This is a genomic window from Acinetobacter sp. BSP-28, assembly GCF_044130285.1.
Classification (GTDB): Bacteria; Pseudomonadota; Gammaproteobacteria; order Pseudomonadales; family Moraxellaceae; genus Acinetobacter.
The window spans coordinates 18,826-37,286 of the sequence record NZ_JBIQOB010000024.1 but is presented as its reverse complement, the minus strand read 5'-3'; the positions used below and the strand labels follow the sequence as shown (position 1 = coordinate 37,286).

Genomic DNA, 18,461 nt, shown 5'->3' with positions numbered 1-18,461 from the left:
TTTATCTCACCCGTTTCCATAGCGTTACTTGTGACAATGTATGTTGATATTTACGTACTGTTTCACGAATGACAAAGGCCACATCCTGAGGTTCAGCAAGCATTTCAAAATGCTCTTGTAACAGTGTAGTAATGCCATCTAGCGTACTAAAATTTCCCCCATCTTTTTTAAAACCACCGAGCCATTCACTACATGCAGTATGTTCCTCTAACCAGGTATAGGGCGAGGCCAGCATTAAAATTCCACCCAAGGTTAAGCGCTGATGAATTTCAGCTAAAAAATCTTTGGGATGATGCAGGCGGTCAATCAAATTTGCAGCCAGAATAAAATTGTAATCGGTAAAATGAGGTTTTAAATTGCAGGCATCGGCCTGAAAAAAATCGACTCGTTTTGCATGGGTATCCAGTCCCAATTCTTTTAAGTTGCAGGCTTTATATTCGACCAGTTCGCCTTCGATGGGCAGGGTATAACGTAGCGTTTCGCCTTGCGCTAACTGTACCGCTTGCTGAATAAAGCGTGCGGAGAAGTCCAGTCCTGTGACCTGATCAAAATAAGCCGCCAGTTCAAAGCTGGCACGCCCTGTGGCACAGCCGATATCTAATGCCTTTTCTGTAGCAATATCCTTTAAATAAGGTTGTGCAATCTCAATCAGGCTTTGGGCAAAATTGGCGACATTAAAATATTCCACACCGTACTGAAATTCTAAATATTGCGAGATCATCTGGTCAGTTTCATATTGTGATTGAAACTGCTGAAGTGCTTGGGAAGCAGCGACATAGCGGAATCCAGCATGCTGGAAGAAATGCCGGCGGAAGGCATAACGTGAGCTATGCAAAGCCTCATTGCCGGCAGAAATCCAGGAACCGCCTTTGATTAAATTATGCTGGCCGTCAAAGGTTGGCGTGCTGAAATCATCATAGATCGGATGCACCTGAAAGCCGTCAAAAGGGTAAATCGGGGTTTCAGTCCATTGCCAGACATTGCCCTGAATATCGAAAAAATCACCCTGCTGAAAAAGATTGACCGGGCAGGGACTGGTGCCATATTTCAGTTCGATGTTGGCATGTTCAGGACTGGGAAGATCAGGATCCAACCCGGCCACCTCATAAAGTCGATACCACTCATCTTCTGTCGGCAAGCGAATACTTTGACAGGTTTTCTCGGCTTTCCAGTTGCAGAAAGCTTTGGCTTCCAGGTAATTCACTTCTACTGGCCAGTCCCAGGGCATGGAAATTTCTTCCAGCATCAGCCGCAGTGACCAGCCTTCAGGTGTTTTTCGCCAAAAACTGGGATGTGCTGCTTGAGAAAATTTCAGCCAGTCCAGTCCTTCTGTTGTCCAGTAGCGATCAGTTGAATAACCGTTATCTTCCACAAAACTTAAGAACTCCTGATTGGAGACTAAATATTGCGACGCTTCAAAAACGGGAACATCAGCTTGATGCTGGCCATATTCATTGTCCCAGCCATAAAAGTTACTGTCGAAAGTCTTGTTCAGACTGACCTGTCCTGCAGGGACCGCAATCAGGGTGTTTTCCGGTGCAATGCTGCTCATGATATTGGCACGCCATTGCGGATGATTGTAGACATAGTCCAGCTGCTGCTGGCGAATCAGTACCGATGAGGTTTCAAGATGAATCCGTTCATGTTCAATGCCCATGAGGATCGACCACCACGGATGGTTCCAGTTCAAGGGTAAAGTCAGTGGTGCATGCTCAATCAGATTCAGCACCAGTGCACGTACCTGATGACGATAAGCCTGGACTTCTGCGATGCTTGGCCATTCATAATGCTGATCATTCAAGTCATCCCAGCTCATTTCATCGACCCCGACAGCAAAGATACTTTCCACATGCGAGTTTAAACGATTGCTAATCAGTTTGCTGAGCAGCAATTTATTGATAAAAAAGGTGGCAGTATGGCCAAAATAAAAAATCAGCGGATGACGTAAAGTGATGGGTTTAAGGTAATAGGCTTCATCATTTTTTAGACAGTCAAACAGCAGTTCATAGCTGTCAAAAGTATTGAGGAAATAATCACGCAAGCTACGCCGTGCAGTGGCTTCATCAGCAAAGTTTAAATCGGGCGTAGGCAGCAAAGAAATTTGAGTGCTTTGCCACAAGTCGGCAGCATCAGAATCGGCTATGGATGGGTTGTTTTTAGATATTATCGGTGATGAATCCCTCAGCATAGCCTCATACTCCTTCGAATTCTTTTGCACATTTTAAACCATCGGGCTTTATGTGTTTTATTTAAAAGTACTCGAAAGCTGTGCCACTGTGCTGAGGATTAAGGTAACAAAATGCTGCATCCATGCAGATGCAGCACTAGAGCTGGTTTTAGTTGAGATGCGAGTTTTGCATCATGGCCACGAGTTCCTGTACGGCACGTGACTGGGTGCGCCCCGGATGCCAGACCATGCCCAGTTGACGTTGCATTTGCACATTAATATCCAGCATTTGCAGATCCTGATTCAGCAAGGTTTTCGGTAACACCGACCATCCCAAACCAATTGAAACCAGCATGCGGATGGATTCAAGCGGATTGTTGCTCATGGTGATTTTCGGTTTAACCCCTTGCTTTTCAAACTCGGCCAAGGTGATTTGAGAGGTATAAGTTTGCGATGCTGGCAATAAGCTCGGGTACTGGATCAGATCTTCCAGGCTCAAATGTTTTTTTTGTGCCAGCGGATGAAAAGGTGCAACCACAAAGACCAGCGGATCATTCCAGATGGTCACATAACGCAGGCGTTCATCACCTTGCGGTGGGAGGGTTAAAAAGGCCAGCTCCAGATCACCGGCCAGTACCTGTTCATGTGCCTGTTCCGAATCAACAAAATGTACATCTAAAGTCACATCTGGAAATTTTTGTACATAATTGCGCAGGTGCTGTGGCAGATGATGTAAACCAATATGGTGACTGGTGCCAATTTTCAGCTTGCCTTGCACCTGTTCCTGTTCGTGACTGAGGGTATGATGAATATCTCCCAGCTCATTTAACCAGTTTTTCACTTTCGGTAATAAAGAGTGTGCAGCATGGGTGGCCTGAACACCACGACCGGCAGATTCAAACAGTTTCACGCCAAAATATTCTTCCAGACTATGAATTCGTTTGGTCACAGCCGGCTGGGTGATAAACAATAAATCGGCAGCCATAGAAATAGAGCCTGTTTCCATGACTTTAATAAAAGCTTCAAAGGCAGCAAGATTCATAAGGGGATATCTGGTTATATGAAATTAAAGTAATTATAAAATATTTTTATATTAAATAGGGGACTTAATCTTGCAAAAGACCTTAAGAAATGTATGCAGATGTGAATTTATGGCCTGGAAATACAAAAAATCACCTCATAAAAAAGAGGTGATCCTTGTAAAGAATAAAAAAGCAGCCCATGTTATCTATATAGCCTTGCAGAGATTTAGATGGTCGCGTTGTTGCTGTTTTGCATTTTCGCCGGTTTGGCTTCCCAGATTTTTTCATGGAAGAAGAAAGCGATCGCCTGAATAGTCGGCTCAAGTAAACTCAAGGTGACTGCCATCCAGATACTTCCTGTCACGAAATAACCGACCAACATGGCAATGGTGATGTGCATAATGTAATAGCTAAAGGTTTTCTTGAACATACGCTGGTTATTATCAACAAATTTTTGAATATGAGCCATGGGTTGTTCCTCAGTCTTTACTCGGGATATAGCTAAATGATAATCAGTCTTATTTGATTTGTAAAAACGAACATTTTCATATTTTTAATCGGTTTTATGGATTATTGACTGGTTAAACTGAACAATCAATACAACAACAGGGGAATGGTATCGCGCAAAGATACTTTTCTGGCAGGGTGAGCATTATGGATATTAAACACATCAAATACCTCCTCGATATTTTCGAGGAAGCGGTGGAAAAACGCAGTCAGGTCTATGAAATTGCCGATGATGAAGATGATGAAAATCAGGCGGCTGCCCAATGCGGCGCAGCGAAAGCAGAACTGATCCGGGCGATTGAACAGCTTATAGCAGCTAAAGAAAAACCGTCGGGATAAATTCAGCATGTATAACACCCTGCGCGGAGCTTTAAAGCTCTTGATTTTTTGAACTTTTTTATAAGGAGGGCGCGGCCTGGTTTAAAAACTTGAGCGATGAAATTTTGCCAAAATGCAGGGTTTTGATAGGGTTAAAATTAATTCCAAAAAGTTTTTAAACTAATAAAAATGATAAATTAGATTTATGTGAATACGTGGTTATAATCGAAGTTAACGAAAGCATTACCCAGTTCTATGGAGCGCGTCGACATGGCAGGCAATACCCCAAAAGCAAAGACTTTATACGATAAATTGTGGGATGACCATTTAGTAAAACAACGCGATGATGGCTCAGCCTTACTTTATATCGATCGTCATTTATTACATGAAGTAACTTCACCACAAGCTTTTGAAGGTTTGCAGCTTGCAGGTCGTAAACCTTGGCGTTTAAGTGCCAATGTGGCCACGCCAGACCATAATGTACCAACCTCAAAAACCGAGCGTGAGCAGGGTATTGCCGGTATTGAAGATCCAACTTCACGTATTCAGGTGCAAACCCTGGATGATAACTGTGATGCCTTCGATATTGTCGAATTTAAAATCAATGATATCCGTCAAGGGATTGCCCACGTGGTTGGACCTGAGCAAGGTTTGACTTTACCGGGTATGACAGTGGTGTGTGGTGACTCACATACTGCAACTCATGGTGCATTTGGCTGTTTGGCGCACGGTATCGGGACTTCTGAAGTTGAACATGTATTGGCTACCCAATGCCTGGTTCAAAAGAAAATGAAGAACATGTTGGTACGCGTTGACGGTAAATTGGGTCAGGGCGTTACACCAAAAGACGTGGTATTGGCGATTATCGGTAAAATTGGTACAGCAGGCGGTACTGGTCACGCGATTGAATTCGGTGGTCAAGTGTTCCGTGACATGTCGATCGAAGGCCGTATGACTGTGTGCAACATGGCGATTGAAGCCGGTGCACGTGTCGGTATGGTCGCTGTCGATGACAAAACCATTGAATATGTTAAAGACCGTCCATATGCGCCAAAAGGCGAGCAGTGGGATGCCGCTGTAGCCTACTGGAATACCTTGCACTCTGATGAAGGCGCGCATTTCGACACCGTTGTGGTATTGCAAGGTGAAGAGATTGAACCGCAAGTGTCTTGGGGTACTTCTCCTGAAATGGTCATCCCTGTTTCAGAATCTGTACCGACTTTAGAACAAGCCAAAGATGACGTGCAACGTAATGACTGGACCCGTGCTTATCAATATATGGGTTTAAATGCCGGTCAGGCATTGGCAGACATTCAGTTAGACCGCGTATTTATCGGTTCTTGCACCAACTCGCGTATTGAAGATATTCGTGCTGCTGCTGAAGTGATTAAAGGCCGTAAAGTGGCTGCTTCAATTAAACAGGCCATGGTGGTTCCGGGTTCTGGTTTGGTGAAACAGCAGGCTGAAGCTGAAGGCTTGGATAAAGTATTCTTGGAAGCTGGTTTTGAATGGCGTGAACCGGGTTGTTCAATGTGTTTGGCGATGAATGCCGATAAATTGCAGCCGGGTGAGCACTGTGCCTCAACTTCTAACCGTAACTTCGAAGGTCGTCAGGGCAATGGCGGTCGTACGCACTTGGTGAGTCCAGCGATGGCAGCTGCTGCAGCGATTGCCGGTCACTTTGTTGATGTTCGTTCATTCTAATTGGGCTAAGGGGAGCAAAACATGAAAGCTTATACCGTTGAACAAGGTATCGTTGCACCATTAGACCGTGCCAATGTCGATACAGATTTAATTATTCCAAAACAGTTTTTAAAATCGATCAAACGTACCGGTTTTGGCGACAACTTATTTGATGAATTGCGTTACTTGGATGAAGGTTATTTAGGACAGGATATTTCTAAACGTCCTAAAAACCCTGATTTTGTCTTGAACCAGCCACGTTACCAAGGTGCAACCGTGTTGATTTCACGTGCCAACTTTGGTTGTGGTTCAAGCCGTGAACATGCACCTTGGGCTTTGAACGAATACGGTTTCCGTACCGTGATTGCCCCAAGCTATGCCGATATTTTCTTTAATAACAGCTTTAAAAATGGCATGTTGCCAGTGATCTTGTCTGAAGAGATTGTCGATCAGTTATTTAAGGAATGTGCAGCAACTGAAGGCTACCAGTTAACTATCGACTTGGAAGCGCAGGAAGTGCGTACACCATCGGGTGAAAGCTTTAAATTTGAAGTCGATCCGTTCCGTAAACACTGCCTGTTAAATGGTTTGGATGATATTGGCTTAACTTTACAAGCTGCAGACGATATTCGTGCTTATGAAGAAAAGACCAAACAGTCACGTCCGTGGGTATTTCAGGAAATTCACGGTTAGTTGCTTGAATTTTCAGCGCTAGTAGTATCGCAGCCTAACTCTTGCTAATATCGGATCCATAAAAATATTTAGTTGGCTTTATTTGGTGAGGGTTGGGCTCGAACAATGACAAAAGTTTATGGTCAGCTTGCTGTACTGGGTCTTATGGCCGCATCCTTAAGTGCATGCCAAAGTATTGATACAGTACGAATTAAACATGTAAAAGAAACTGAAAGTAGCAAAACAAATGCCTTAATTTACTGTGCGGGTACTGCAAACTGTGAATTTGAACGTTTAAACAAAATTCAAATTATTGATGCAGCACAGCGCCGTGTGAATAGTGCTGCGGTTGAATCGGGTATTTTACGTTTACAGGCAAACTCATTAAGTCAGCCGAATGCGTTATATCTTTCAATCCCTCCCGGACAACATGAACTGGTGATCCGCTTTTATCCGATTTCCAAGGATCGTGCAGAAACCCTTCATGTTTTTCACCAGTTTAAGCCGAAGCAGCGTTACATTTTTAAAATGTACCGTGAACGCAACAAACAGCAGGGCAGCTTGCTGAATGTATCTGCACCTGAACCCTTATGTGTAGATCTCCTGCAAGAACACAAGACAATCCGACGTTTCTGCAGACCCTATAATGCCTTGACCGGTCTGGGCGAGTTTGTGGAAAAGAAAATTTAAAATCCCGTCGATTTAATCTATCGACTTCATAAATGGAAACACTCATGTCAAAACATATTTTGATTTTACCAGGTGATGGTATTGGTCCTGAAATCGTAAAAGCAGCTGAACAGGTGCTTGCACGTGTGAATGAAAAATTCAATCTGGGTTTGACTTGGGAACAGGGTTTATTGGGTGGTGCTGCGATTGATGCGCATGGCGAACCCTACCCTGCAGTGACAGCAGAACAGGCAAAAGGTGCTGATGCGATCCTGCTTGGTGCTGTCGGTGGTCCAAAATGGGATACGATTGAACGTTCAATCCGTCCTGAACGTGGTTTATTGAAAATCCGTTCTGAATTGAATTTATTTGCAAACTTGCGTCCAGCCATTCTTTACCCGCAACTTGCTGGTGCTTCAAGCTTGAAACCTGAAATCGTTTCTGGCCTGGATATCCTGATTGTGCGTGAACTCACCGGTGGTATCTACTTCGGTCAGCCGCGTGGTATCCGTGAACTGGAAAACGGTGAGAAACAAGGCTTCAACACTGACGTTTATAAAGAGTCTGAAATTAAACGTATTGCCAAAGTTGCATTTGAACTTGCCGGTCTTCGTGGTGGTAAAGTATGTTCTGTCGACAAAGCCAATGTCCTTGAAGTGACCGAACTTTGGAAGCAAACCGTGACTGCACTTAAAGAAGAGCAATATCCAGAGATCAACTTGTCTCATATGTATGTAGATAACGCAGCAATGCAGCTGGTACGTGCGCCTAAACAGTTTGACGTGATCGTAACCGGTAACTTGTTTGGTGATATCCTGTCTGATGAAGCAGCGATGCTTACAGGCTCTATTGGTATGTTGCCATCTGCATCACTGGATGAAAACGGTAAAGGCATGTATGAGCCATGTCATGGTTCAGCACCAGACATCGCAGGCCAAAACATTGCCAACCCATTAGCAACCATTCTTTCTGTGGCAATGATGCTTCGTTACACCTTCCGTGAAGAAGCAGCAGCGCAAGCCATTGAAGATGCAGTAGGCAATGTGTTGGATCAAGGTTTACGTACTGGCGACATCATGTCAGAAGGCAATACTCAGGTGGGTACCGTGGAAATGGGTCAAGCAGTGGTTGCTGCATTGAACTAAGTTCGCACAACAGCAAAAACGCAGCCATGAGCTGCGTTTTTTTATTGCTTTTCAGAGGGTTTTAACAGGTGCGGCCAGTGTAATAAACCGATTTAGCAATGTTGTTTTCTAGGCGATAGATAATTTTACATTGCAAACTCACATCATAGCTTTGGGCTCGAGGCGTCACTGGTATAGGGATATTACCCGCATCGATATCGGCAGGATTCTGTGCCATCGGTACTGGAATAGTGATAGGACGCATTACCGTATAAGTGAGTGTCTGATCATTTGCGATAGGCGCCAACACTTGCTTGTAACCTATGCTGGTCAAATTGAGCTTGGCTTGAATGCTTTGACTGGTCTGCCCGATAAATTGCTGTAAATAGGCATCACGTTGTTGTGCGCTGGTTGTGGGTGATGTTGTGCAGCCATACAGCAAGCACAGTATTGCAAAAAGACTGAGGGTGTGAAGAAATGACATCGCCTTTTCTCCGTTGCATAAAACCTTATTTTAAACAGAGAAATTTGAATCAACGTTGTAATTTGATACACGGTCAGTAAGTGTAGTTGCAATAAAAAAGCCACTCAAAGGTGGCTTTCATGCTTTCGCTAAAACTTAGCGTGCACGGTAAGTAATACGACCCTTGGTCAAATCGTAAGGCGTCATTTCTACTTTCACACTGTCGCCAGTTAAAATACGAATATAGTGCTTACGCATTTTACCAGAGATGTGGGCAATCACTTCGTGACCGTTCTCTAAACGTACACGGAACATAGTATTAGGAAGCGTCTCGGTGACAACGCCTTCGAACTCGATGAGTTCCTCTTTATTGGCCATAGCCTACCTGAATGAATAAATTGGAAAGGCGCAAATTATAGTCAATTTTTTTGCATAAAACAAGGCGCAATGCGGCTTTGCTCGTTCATCTGTCAGTTAAATAAGCGAACCCTCCGTATACAGATTTTCTGTAAAAAAGCGCATTGTCATGTTGTCAGTTTGGTCAATCGCAGTTAATCTAAAATCAATCTTTTTAAGTATAAATGAAGAACATACAAGGAAGGTCTTTGCGTGGGTCAGCTAACTGATGCATCAGTTGTTTTACGATTGGGCTATCAAGCCATTCGTCGTTCGGGTTTGCCAACTGAAGAAATTTTAATGAAAGCTGGTGTGGCCTTAAATCAGGTCGAAACCAATGATCGTACCCCGCTCAGTGCTCAATATGCGTTTTGGGTGGCTGCGGAAGAGGTCAGTAAAGATCCCGATATTGGTTTGCATTTGGGGGAACACCTGCCTTTATATCGTGGGCAGGTGATTGAACATCTGTTTATTTCCAGTGAAAACTTTGGTGAAGGGCTAAAACGCGCACTGGCCTATCAACGTCTGATCAGTGATGCCTTTCATGCCAAACTGGTGATTGAAGATGACCGTTGCTATTTAACCAATGGTGAGCAGTCCTTAAGTGAAAATATCGTTAATCGCCATTTTTCTGAGTGTGCGATGTCGGGTGTGCTGCGTTTCTTTAAATTTATTACTGAAGGTCGTTTTCAGCCGATCTATATCGATTTTAACTTCAGTCAGGGCGCGCCCGATGATGAATACTTCCGTGTCTATGAATGTCCGGTCAGCTTAGGGCAAAAAGAAACCCGCTTGTATTTCGATCCCGCGATTTTAGATTACCAGTTATGGCAGGCTGAACCAGAGCTGTTGCAGTTACATGAGCAATTGGCGATTGAAAAGCTGCAAGAACTGGCACGTTATGATCTGGTCGGCGAAGTGCGCCGCGCGATTGGTTCAACGCTAGAAAGTGGTGAAACGACTTTAGAAACGGTAGCCACACATCTAAATATCACGCCGCGCCGTTTACGCACCCAGCTGAGTGAAGCCAATACCAGTTTCCAGCAAATTCTTTCCGATTATCGCTGTCGATTGGCGAAAAAGCTTTTGGCGAATACGGCGGAAAGTGTTGAGCGAATTGTCTATCTCACCGGTTTTTCCGAGCCGAGCACTTTTTATCGTGCCTTTAAGCGCTGGACCAATGAAACGCCCGTGGAATATCGCAAGCGCAAGCAGCGCTAAGTTTTATATTCTAAAAATCCTCCCCTAACCCCTCCTTTATAAAAGGAGGGGAACTTCTCGTTTTTAAAGGTAAGCCACACTGTTGTGCAAGGGGAGGGATTTTATAAATTTACATACTAAATAAATCATTCCGGCATATTCAGCCAATGCGGGCCTAATGGCATTTTAGGCAGCTCAAATTGCTCAGGGTAATCGGCATGGATGAAATACAAGCCATCCGGTGGGGCAGTAATGCCTGCTGCTTTACGGTCTTCAGCAGCAAAAATATTGTCAATATGGTCAACCTCATACATGCCTTGCCCAATTTCCAGTAAACAGCCCATGATATTACGTACCATATGGTGCAAAAAGCCATCTGCTTGAATATCCAACACCAGATAACAACCATGTTGAATCAGGCGACAATGTTTAACATGCCGAACTGGCTGATTGGATTGGCAGGCTGCGGCACGGAAACTTTCAAAATTATGCGTGCCTTCAAACTTTTTCGCCGCTGCAATCATCTTCTCCACATCGAGAGGATAATAGGCATGGGTGACTTGCTTATGTAAAAGTGCAGGGCGCTGCGGATTGTTATAGATGACATAGCGATAACGACGTGCCTGAGCTTTAAAACGGGCATGGAAATCGCTGTCCATCTCCTTGATCCACTGGAAGGCGATATCTTTAGGAAGCTGACTGTTTGCCCCCATCAGCCAGCCACGAATCGGGCGGATGGCATTGGTATCAAAATGCGCAACCATATTGGTGGCATGAACACCGGCATCGGTACGACCCGCGCCATGTAGAATAATGGGTTCATCGGCAATTTTACTGAGCACTTTTTCAATGGTTTCCTGCACGCTTGGTACGCCAGGCTGTTGAGTTTGCCAACCTCTATATCGAATGCCACAAAACTCAATACCGACTGCAAAACGTTGCATATTTACCTCAAATTACATGTGATCATGCCAATGCGCCTGCCATTGGTCTACAGTGTCGTATTGTAAATACATTTTCAGTGCTTTTGCATAAAGATCTGCATGTCCCAAACAGTCATTCAGAAGAATATGGGTCTGCTGGATCCATTGGCTGATGGCATAACGCTGATCAATACCACCAAAAGGCACCTGAGTGGTTAAAATGACGGCACAGCCTATTTGTTGTAGTTTTTGAATACAAGCAATGAATGGTTCATTCACTGCCAGGTTGCCTGTGCCGAAACCTTGCAAAATCAGGCAGTTTGGCGGTGCTTGGCAAATGGTTTGCAGATTAGTAACTTGCTGAGCCAAATCCAGAGGCTGCATCATCAAGCTTAAACAGTTAAAAGTCGCAGCCTTGTTGAGATCATTCTCATGAACTATATAGCTCGGGCTGTGGGAAATGGGTTCAGCTGCATTTTTACCGCTAAAGGCATCCAGTTCTGTAGTATGGATTTTTAAGGCTGACTGGGCATGAACTAAATGATGATGAAAGGCTAAATAGACCCCCACCGGATATTTGATCACACAGTCCAGAGCAAAGTTTAGATTATCAATGGCATCAGTAAATTCACGGGTATTGTCTCCCGCAGTATTTAACAGGGGGTACTGGCTACCGGTCATGACCACATGCGCGGATTGACCCAGAAAGCGTGACAGCACCGCACTGGCATAACTGAGGGTGTCGGTACCATGAATAATCACAAAATGCTGAAACTGCTGTAGCTGAAGTTGTTGAATATACTGAACCAGGTGCAGCCAGTCTGTGGCTGTGCAGGCACTACTGTCCTGAATGACTGGTGCAACAAAACATTCGATCTGTTGATCGAGAGGGAGTATGTGTTGCAGTTTCGGAATAAATTGCTCAGCAGGCATAGGACTGAGTGGATCACCAATACAGCCAAATGTACCGCCCATATAGATTAACGCTATTTTTTTCATCATAAAAAAAGCAGTCAAGGATGACTGCTTTATAGTAGATCGAAATCGCTTAAGATGCTATTTGATTGCGTAAATGATCTGCCTGTTGGCGTTGTTCAGAGGTATATCCGGCTTCTTGCTCTGCCAATAATTCACGTGCCGATTCAAATGCACCGAGTTGGATATATTGCTGTGCCAGTTCCAGATTCAGATTGATTTCATCTACTTCAATCAGCTCAGGGAAGGATTGAACCAATGGATCATTTTTATCTGCTTTGGATGCAGATGAGCTGACATTGCTAATATCAAAGCTTACGCCTGCAGCTTTCGCTGGCGATACTTCTGCAGTTGTCTCTTCAATCTGGGGTGCTGACTCTAAATTAAAGTCTAGATCTAGGCTTGGCGTAGTCTCTTCAACAGCAACCTTTGTTTCAGCTGCTGGAGTTTCTGCAATGGAAAAATCAAAATTAAATTCAGGTTTTTCTTCTACAGCAGGCTCAATAGTCGCAGCTTTTTCAGTTTCCGGTTGTTCAGTTGTTGCAGTAGTGTCTAAACTAAATGAGAAATCCAAAGGCTGAATTTCTTGAACTGGGGCAGCTTCTGGCTTGGTTTCTGCCCCAGGTGCAGAATCAAAATTAAGGGTATTAAAATCTAAAGGCTTGATTTCTTCAGCTGGAGCATTTGCTGTAGCTGTTGAATCTAAAGATAGGGTATTAAAATCAAGGGGCTTGATTTCTTCAACCGCGGTTGTTTGAGGAGCTGGCTGATCTTGCTGTAACTGGTCAAAAGCAAGATCATTTGCTGTTGCACCTGCTGCAACAGTGTCAGTCATTAATGCATCAAAAGCAGCGGTATTCTTTGTTTCAGTAACTGCTGGCTCAGCCACAGGTGTAAGAGCTGATTCGGTTTTAAAATCAATGGTATCTCTAGAACCTGCAGCCTGTTTTTCATGTGCTTCTTTCTTGGCAAGTGCCTGTTCCAGAAAATCATTTAGCTCTAATGAGCGCAAATGATTAATCAGTTGGCTAATGGCGAACTCATCTTTCTGCAAGATGTGAATGTCAAGCAACAGCAAATACAACTCATGCTGTGAATTGTCTTTATTTAAAGCCTGATTAATCTGTGCTTCAGCAGAGAAAAAATTGTTTTCGCGAATCAGGGCTTCAATTTTATTGCGGACATCGGCAGCTAAAGGGGTGGTTTTTTTCTTTGCAACAACAGTATCAGCAACTTCTTTTGTTTTTGTCACTGTTTTTTTAGTTGAGCTTACTTTTTGAGTTTTGCCCTTAGCTGTTGTTGTTTTACCTGATTCTTGGCTGTCTTGACGTTTTTTGAAAACGACCAAAACAATAATTAATATTACTAATGGAATCACATAAATCAGCATGTTTTAACCCCTAGAGAGTAGGACTTTAGAGATGTGCCTACTCAAAAAATCATCGTATGTAACATTGAGTTAGTGTATTGGCTTCTTATCTGCCTGTTGAGCTTTCAATTGTTGCTGCAATTGGGCTAGACGGGCATTTAATAATTGAATTCTGTGATCCTTCTGATTTAGTGCCAATTCTAATTGAGTTACGTTTCTCTGTAATCTAACGGTTTTTTCGCGAGATGTCATAACTTTTAATGATAACTCATTAGAAGTTTGTTTTTTTTCTGTGTTCTTTTTGGCAGAACCGCTGGCTGAATCTTGTTCTTTCTCTGCAACCAAGCTCATTTCGGCTTGATTCAAGCGATATTTGGCCTTAGCCGACTGATGAGAAGGGTTGGAAGGTGCTTTGGCTAAATGGGCAACTTTCGGCTTGTGCTCTTCTTTAGGGTTGCCCACAGTATTTAAATTCAAAGCAGCACCACGGCGTAAACGATTCACATCACCTTGAATAAAGGCATGTTCATTATTGGCCTTGATTTGTTTCATGACTTCGCCAATCGGACGATTTTGCTCAGTCGCTACACGTGAGGCAATTGCCCAGAGTGACTCATTTGATTGCACTACATGTTTGCTGGCTTGCGCTGTAATTCCAGGCTGAGACGATGGCTTAGCAGCTGTTTCTGGCTTAGTTTTTGGTGCTGCGGGTGCTACAGTTTCTGCTGCCACTTTCGATTTAGCCTGTTGTGCAGATGCTGCATATTGCTTGACTAAAGGGTCTGCCGAGACATTGTTATTTGAGTTATTTGAAGTTTTTACTTCATTTTTTGTCGAAATTTGTGCTGGTATAGCACTCTTGGCTTCAGCTGGAGCATTTTGCGGAGTTTGAACCGGCTGGGTAGATGGCATCTGCATTGCTGAAATGACCACAGATGCAGCAGACGTACTATTTAAACTTGGTGGAGCCGCTTTATGTACCATTAATGGTGCTTCAAATGATTGCTGTAATGCCGCTTGTGGTTTTTCAATTCGATATTGCGTACTTTCAGGCAGTTGTAATGCAATATCTTTTTCACTGACAATTGTGATTGGGTTTAACGGTTTTTCATTGCCTAGAATACGTGCCTGAGTTTTTGCCGGGCTGCGTTGTAGTGGCGTTTTAATATGTTGTAACCGTGTCGAGTTACCTTCCTGAATTTTAATAATAATGTTGAGTTCGGCTTCAGTTAGGGGGCGTGAAGAGGTAATGGTAATCACCCCATTGCCAGAACTATCGCGACGGGTAAAGAAATTGAGATGTCCAGGCGGCTGATGGACCACGCCTAAAGTGGTAATATCTTCTGCATTTGCCAGACTGGCTTGTATTGGGGTATGTGGGTCAGCTTGACGAAAATTCATTTCGGCATAGAGTAATTCGCCCGGCGCAGACTGGATTTGAATCGGGTCTATGGTAATCGCATGAATATTCTGCGAAGCAATAATGGCTAAAATGGCTATCTTTAATTTGTTATATACGGTCATCTTAATCTTTAGCTCGGTTTTTGTATCGCACTGCGAATAGTTATAGATTAACGAGGTGTTGAAGAATTGTAAAATATTAACATAAAGGATACATAAAAAAAGCCGATCAATTGTGATCGGCTTTTCTTTTTTCTTTCATTTAGCAATTAAGCATTTTTATATTCAATTAAAATGCGAAGCATACGGCGTAAAGGTTCCGCAGCACCCCAAAGTAATTGGTCACCTACAGTGAATGCGCCAAGGTATTCTTTACCCATGTTCAGTTTACGCAAACGGCCGACTGGAACAGACAGTGTACCAGTGACTGCCACAGGAGTCAGATCAGTCATCGATGCTTCACGAGTATTTGGAACCACTTTTGCCCAGTCATTTGCATTTGCAATAATGTCTTCGATCTCGTTCAACGGAATGTCTTTTTTCAGTTTCAAAGTAATCGCTTGAGAGTGGCAGCGCATTGCACCAATACGAACACAGTGACCATCAATCGGAACGATTTGCTGGTTGCCTAAGATCTTGTTGGTTTCAACCTGACCTTTCCATTCTTCTTTCGACTGACCGCTTTCAAGCTGCTTGTCGATATACGGAATCAAAGAACCTGCTAAAGGCACGCCGAAGTTTGCAGAAGGGAAGCCTTCACCACGTTGCAATTGTGCAATTTTAGAGTCAATGTCTAAAATTGGAGAACGTGGATCATCTAACAAATCTTTGGTGTTGTTATACAGGTAGCCCATACCCGTGATGAGTTCACGCATATTTTGCGCGCCAGCACCAGAAGCGGCCTGATAAGTCATCGATGTTGCCCATTCCACGAGGTTGTTTTGGAACAGACCGCCTAAGCCCATAAGCATCAATGAAACTGTACAGTTACCACCAACGAATGTTTTGGTGCCATTCACCAAACCATCTTTAATCACATTCATGTTGACCGGATCAAGCACGATGATGGCTTCATCATCCATACGTAAGGTAGATGCCGCATCAATCCAGTAACCACTCCAACCCTCAGCTTTCAGCTTAGGGAAGACTTCAGTCGTGTAATCACCACCTTGACAGGTAATAATGACATCCATTTGCTTCAGACTGTTAATGTCCGTTGCATCCATAAGTGCTGGGGCAGTCTTACCACCAAATGCAGGGGCTTCACCACCTGCATTACTGGTAGAAAAATAGAATGGCTCAAAATGAGCAAAATCATTCTCTTCAACCATACGTTGCATAAGGACGGAACCCACCATCCCGCGCCAACCGACCAGACCTACTTTCATGCCACTTCGCCTCGGTGCGTTAAAAAAAATCAAAAGGGATTCGAGTGTATCAAAAAGGGACGTGACTGCAAGTACTACATAATCAAAACATCAATATTATTGAGAGAAATATCTTGTTTATGTTACATACAAAATTGATAAAGTTTTTCAACTGCAGATCGAATTACCAAGATAAACAGAGTAAAGCTGATGATTTGGGTGGAAATAATTGCAGTTTTAGTGATATGGCTGACATTCTGGTCACTGATTCCACGGGATGAGTGGTGGATTCGAGGTGCCGATTTTCCACGGTTACAAATTCTGGTTTTAGGACTGATTGCCTTTGTTCTGCTGCTGGTCTGGGAGCAACCCTGGAATTTAACACGGGAAATTATTTTTATCGGTCTGATTGCGGCACTGGCGTACCAGCTCAAAATGGTGCTGCCTTATACCTTTCTTTGGAAAAAGCAGGTCAAGCATGTCCGCAAACATCAGCTGAATCCGGACAAGCAAATCTCCCTGATCATTTCCAATGTCCTGACTTCAAATAACAAATACCATTTGCTGATTGAGCAGATTCAAAAGTATCAGCCAGATTTGCTGTTAACTCTAGAATCAGATCGAGTCTGGCAAAAAGCACTTTCCGCGATTGAAAAAGATTATCCATATCGGGTGCCTGTACCTCTGGATAATTTATACGGCATGCATCTGTATAGCCGTTTAGAGCTGAAAGATACCGAGGTCAAGTTCATTTTAAGTAATGAGATTCCTTCCATTCATACCACAGTCATTTTACGTTCAGGTCAACCGGTACAACTTTATTGCTTGCATCCCAAACCACCCAGCCCGACTGAAGCGAAAGATTCGACGCTTCGGGATGCGGAACTATTAATTGTTGGTGACCAGATCAAGGATCTGGATGAAAGCTGTATTGTGATGGGAGATTTGAATGATGTGGCCTGGTCACGAACAACCCGACTGTTTCAGCGGATGAGTGGCTTGCTCGATCCACGCGTGGGGCGTCACTTTGTGAATACTTTCCATGCCGATTATCCCTTATTGCGTTGGTCGCTGGATCATATTTTTCACAGTACCGATTTTGCCTTGGTCCATATGAAAAGATTGCCTCATATAGGTTCAGACCATTTCCCAGTTTATGTGGTTTTACAAACGGGACGTGTTTTTGAACAGGTACAGGAAGAGCTGGAACAAACCGATGCCGATGAACAGAAAGCACAAGAGACAATACAAGAAGGCATTGAAAAGGCTGAAAAAGAGGAAAAACCAGTCACCGATGAAATTGCCCAGGCCTATAAAAATGAGATCAAGCAAGTTGATTAAATAATAGAAAAGTGTACGAAATGGCTTACATCGATTTAGGTCAATTGCGAATGGTTCTTTTTTCTAAACTCATTTAATCTAAACTCATCAGCCAAGGAAGCGGGAAAGGAACATCCCATTATGGAAGACGAAATTTGTGGCTGATAGAAAGTCATCATGGATATGATGCAGCAATGGATAGCAATAACAAAATAACAATAAGATTTGAAGCACAACCTCATATACCCGAGTTTTGCAGGACGCAGAACTCGGGTTTATGGTTTTTATAGAAGCCCCTAAAAATAAAATGTCAGCCATGTATTTATCAAAATTTCAAGAACTTAAAATTTATATTATTAATTTTACTGAATTATCACGTGATGCTTTGCATATCTATGCCGGGCTGACATTATTCTTTATTGTGGCATTTTTTCACCATCGTCAATTGAAATCACGCTGGGCGATTTGGACTGTACTCATTGCTACAATTGCTGCAGAGCTGTTTGATGCCAGAGATGATCTCATCAACCATGGGCTTTGGCGTATTGGTGCCAGTCTGCACGATATCATCAATACCATTTTCTGGCCGTTGCTCATTTGGCTCATGGCCCGATTTCGGGTGTGGAAGGGGTAATCACGTTATGACTTTTGAAATATCAATGCATGATCAGGTTCATGAAGCAGAAGTATTAAAAATTTACCGAGCAAATCATTGGTCATCCGCTCAAAAGCCCGTTCAGTTGATGGCGGCATTACAGCATTCACATAGTTTGGTCACGGCCAGGCAGAGGAACAATTGATCGGTCTGGGAAATGCCATTTCTGATGGACATCTGGTGGTGTATTTTCCACATTTACTGGTCAATCCCGATTTTCAAAACCGCGG

Annotated in this window: 18 protein-coding genes; 8 read left to right on the top strand and 10 right to left on the bottom strand. The window is 43.4% G+C overall.

Annotated elements, in window-relative coordinates:
- Nucleotide 1 precedes the first annotated feature (1 nt).
- The 3 genes from ovoA to ACE01R_RS15030 form a co-directional block, all read right to left on the bottom strand.
- The gene (ovoA, locus tag ACE01R_RS15040) at nt 2-2,185 is read right to left on the bottom strand and encodes a 5-histidylcysteine sulfoxide synthase (RefSeq protein WP_395552286.1); all 2,184 of its coding nucleotides are present in this window, start codon (nt 2,183-2,185) and stop codon (nt 2-4) included.
- Between the two features lie 151 nt (nt 2,186-2,336).
- Nucleotides 2,337-3,209: a LysR family transcriptional regulator gene (locus ACE01R_RS15035; RefSeq protein WP_395552220.1), complete on the bottom strand. Its 873-nt coding sequence runs from the start codon at nt 3,207-3,209 to the stop codon at nt 2,337-2,339.
- 206 nt (nt 3,210-3,415) lie between these two features.
- Nucleotides 3,416-3,658: a DUF2061 domain-containing protein gene (locus ACE01R_RS15030; RefSeq protein WP_395552219.1), complete on the bottom strand. Its 243-nt coding sequence runs from the start codon at nt 3,656-3,658 to the stop codon at nt 3,416-3,418.
- A 185-nt stretch (nt 3,659-3,843) separates the two neighbouring features.
- On the opposite strand from ACE01R_RS15030, the gene ACE01R_RS15025 reads away from it, so the two are divergent.
- From ACE01R_RS15025 to leuB, 5 genes are all read left to right on the top strand, one after another.
- Nucleotides 3,844-4,035, top strand: coding sequence for a hypothetical protein (locus ACE01R_RS15025; RefSeq protein WP_395552218.1), 192 nt, complete (start codon nt 3,844-3,846; stop codon nt 4,033-4,035).
- 249 nt (nt 4,036-4,284) lie between these two features.
- Complete coding sequence (gene leuC / locus ACE01R_RS15020; protein WP_395552217.1) at nt 4,285-5,718, top strand: 3-isopropylmalate dehydratase large subunit; 1,434 nt, start codon at nt 4,285-4,287, stop codon at nt 5,716-5,718.
- Nucleotides 5,719-5,739: 21 nt separating this feature from the next.
- Nucleotides 5,740-6,390, top strand: coding sequence for a 3-isopropylmalate dehydratase small subunit (gene leuD / locus ACE01R_RS15015; protein ID WP_395552216.1), 651 nt, complete (start codon nt 5,740-5,742; stop codon nt 6,388-6,390).
- Nucleotides 6,391-6,495: 105 nt separating this feature from the next.
- Complete coding sequence (locus ACE01R_RS15010; RefSeq protein WP_166169135.1) at nt 6,496-7,059, top strand: hypothetical protein; 564 nt, start codon at nt 6,496-6,498, stop codon at nt 7,057-7,059.
- Nucleotides 7,060-7,103: 44 nt separating this feature from the next.
- Nucleotides 7,104-8,183 (top strand): 3-isopropylmalate dehydrogenase, encoded by a 1,080-nt coding sequence (gene leuB, locus ACE01R_RS15005; protein WP_395552215.1) that lies wholly within the window; start codon nt 7,104-7,106, stop codon nt 8,181-8,183.
- A gap of 61 nt (nt 8,184-8,244) precedes the next feature.
- Here the strand turns inward: leuB and ACE01R_RS15000 are convergent, their stop codons facing one another.
- The gene (locus ACE01R_RS15000; protein WP_395552214.1) at nt 8,245-8,646 is read right to left on the bottom strand and encodes a hypothetical protein; all 402 of its coding nucleotides are present in this window, start codon (nt 8,644-8,646) and stop codon (nt 8,245-8,247) included.
- Between the two features lie 135 nt (nt 8,647-8,781).
- On the bottom strand, nt 8,782-9,003 hold the full coding sequence (gene infA / locus ACE01R_RS14995; RefSeq protein ID WP_001284370.1) for a translation initiation factor IF-1: 222 nt from the start codon (nt 9,001-9,003) through the stop codon (nt 8,782-8,784).
- 231 nt (nt 9,004-9,234) lie between these two features.
- On the opposite strand from infA, the gene ACE01R_RS14990 reads away from it, so the two are divergent.
- Nucleotides 9,235-10,242 carry an AraC family transcriptional regulator gene (locus ACE01R_RS14990; RefSeq protein ID WP_395552213.1) on the top strand — a complete coding sequence of 336 codons (1,008 nt, stop codon included), beginning with the start codon at nt 9,235-9,237 and terminating at the stop codon, nt 10,240-10,242.
- Nucleotides 10,243-10,367: 125 nt separating this feature from the next.
- Here ACE01R_RS14990 and truA read toward each other — a convergent pair whose 3' ends face one another.
- From truA to asd, 5 genes are all read right to left on the bottom strand, one after another.
- A complete protein-coding gene (gene truA / locus ACE01R_RS14985) occupies nt 10,368-11,165 on the bottom strand; it encodes a tRNA pseudouridine(38-40) synthase TruA (protein ID WP_395552212.1) in 798 nt (265 codons plus the stop codon).
- A gap of 12 nt (nt 11,166-11,177) precedes the next feature.
- Nucleotides 11,178-12,146: an asparaginase domain-containing protein gene (locus ACE01R_RS14980; protein WP_395552285.1), complete on the bottom strand. Its 969-nt coding sequence runs from the start codon at nt 12,144-12,146 to the stop codon at nt 11,178-11,180.
- Nucleotides 12,147-12,192: 46 nt separating this feature from the next.
- A complete protein-coding gene (locus tag ACE01R_RS14975) occupies nt 12,193-13,509 on the bottom strand; it encodes a hypothetical protein (RefSeq protein WP_395552209.1) in 1,317 nt (438 codons plus the stop codon).
- A gap of 69 nt (nt 13,510-13,578) precedes the next feature.
- Nucleotides 13,579-15,012: a FimV family protein gene (locus ACE01R_RS14970; RefSeq protein ID WP_395552208.1), complete on the bottom strand. Its 1,434-nt coding sequence runs from the start codon at nt 15,010-15,012 to the stop codon at nt 13,579-13,581.
- Nucleotides 15,013-15,158: 146 nt separating this feature from the next.
- Nucleotides 15,159-16,277 carry an aspartate-semialdehyde dehydrogenase gene (asd, locus tag ACE01R_RS14965; RefSeq protein WP_395552207.1) on the bottom strand — a complete coding sequence of 373 codons (1,119 nt, stop codon included), beginning with the start codon at nt 16,275-16,277 and terminating at the stop codon, nt 15,159-15,161.
- A 189-nt stretch (nt 16,278-16,466) separates the two neighbouring features.
- Here asd and ACE01R_RS14960 point away from each other — a divergent pair, with 189 nt between their 5' ends.
- The gene (locus ACE01R_RS14960) at nt 16,467-17,597 is read left to right on the top strand and encodes an endonuclease/exonuclease/phosphatase family protein (protein WP_395552206.1); all 1,131 of its coding nucleotides are present in this window, start codon (nt 16,467-16,469) and stop codon (nt 17,595-17,597) included.
- A gap of 256 nt (nt 17,598-17,853) precedes the next feature.
- Nucleotides 17,854-18,210, top strand: coding sequence for a hypothetical protein (locus ACE01R_RS14955; RefSeq protein WP_395552200.1), 357 nt, complete (start codon nt 17,854-17,856; stop codon nt 18,208-18,210).
- Nucleotides 18,211-18,461 lie beyond the last annotated feature (251 nt).

Coding starts and splice junctions, on each gene's coding strand:
- ACE01R_RS15035 (WP_395552220.1), bottom strand. CDS start 3,209: ATGAATCTTGCTGCCTTTGAAGCTTTTATTAAAGTCATGGAAACAGGC.
- ACE01R_RS15030 (WP_395552219.1), bottom strand. CDS start 3,658: ATGGCTCATATTCAAAAATTTGTTGATAATAACCAGCGTATGTTCAAG.
- ACE01R_RS15025 (WP_395552218.1), top strand. CDS start 3,844: ATGGATATTAAACACATCAAATACCTCCTCGATATTTTCGAGGAAGCG.
- leuC (WP_395552217.1), top strand. CDS start 4,285: ATGGCAGGCAATACCCCAAAAGCAAAGACTTTATACGATAAATTGTGG.
- leuD (WP_395552216.1), top strand. CDS start 5,740: ATGAAAGCTTATACCGTTGAACAAGGTATCGTTGCACCATTAGACCGT.
- ACE01R_RS15010 (WP_166169135.1), top strand. CDS start 6,496: ATGACAAAAGTTTATGGTCAGCTTGCTGTACTGGGTCTTATGGCCGCA.
- leuB (WP_395552215.1), top strand. CDS start 7,104: ATGTCAAAACATATTTTGATTTTACCAGGTGATGGTATTGGTCCTGAA.
- ACE01R_RS15000 (WP_395552214.1), bottom strand. CDS start 8,646: ATGTCATTTCTTCACACCCTCAGTCTTTTTGCAATACTGTGCTTGCTG.
- infA (WP_001284370.1), bottom strand. CDS start 9,003: ATGGCCAATAAAGAGGAACTCATCGAGTTCGAAGGCGTTGTCACCGAG.
- truA (WP_395552212.1), bottom strand. CDS start 11,165: ATGCAACGTTTTGCAGTCGGTATTGAGTTTTGTGGCATTCGATATAGA.
- ACE01R_RS14980 (WP_395552285.1), bottom strand. CDS start 12,146: ATGATGAAAAAAATAGCGTTAATCTATATGGGCGGTACATTTGGCTGT.
- ACE01R_RS14975 (WP_395552209.1), bottom strand. CDS start 13,509: ATGCTGATTTATGTGATTCCATTAGTAATATTAATTATTGTTTTGGTC.
- ACE01R_RS14970 (WP_395552208.1), bottom strand. CDS start 15,012: ATGACCGTATATAACAAATTAAAGATAGCCATTTTAGCCATTATTGCT.
- asd (WP_395552207.1), bottom strand. CDS start 16,277: ATGAAAGTAGGTCTGGTCGGTTGGCGCGGGATGGTGGGTTCCGTCCTT.
- ACE01R_RS14960 (WP_395552206.1), top strand. CDS start 16,467: ATGATTTGGGTGGAAATAATTGCAGTTTTAGTGATATGGCTGACATTC.
- ACE01R_RS14955 (WP_395552200.1), top strand. CDS start 17,854: ATGGTTTTTATAGAAGCCCCTAAAAATAAAATGTCAGCCATGTATTTA.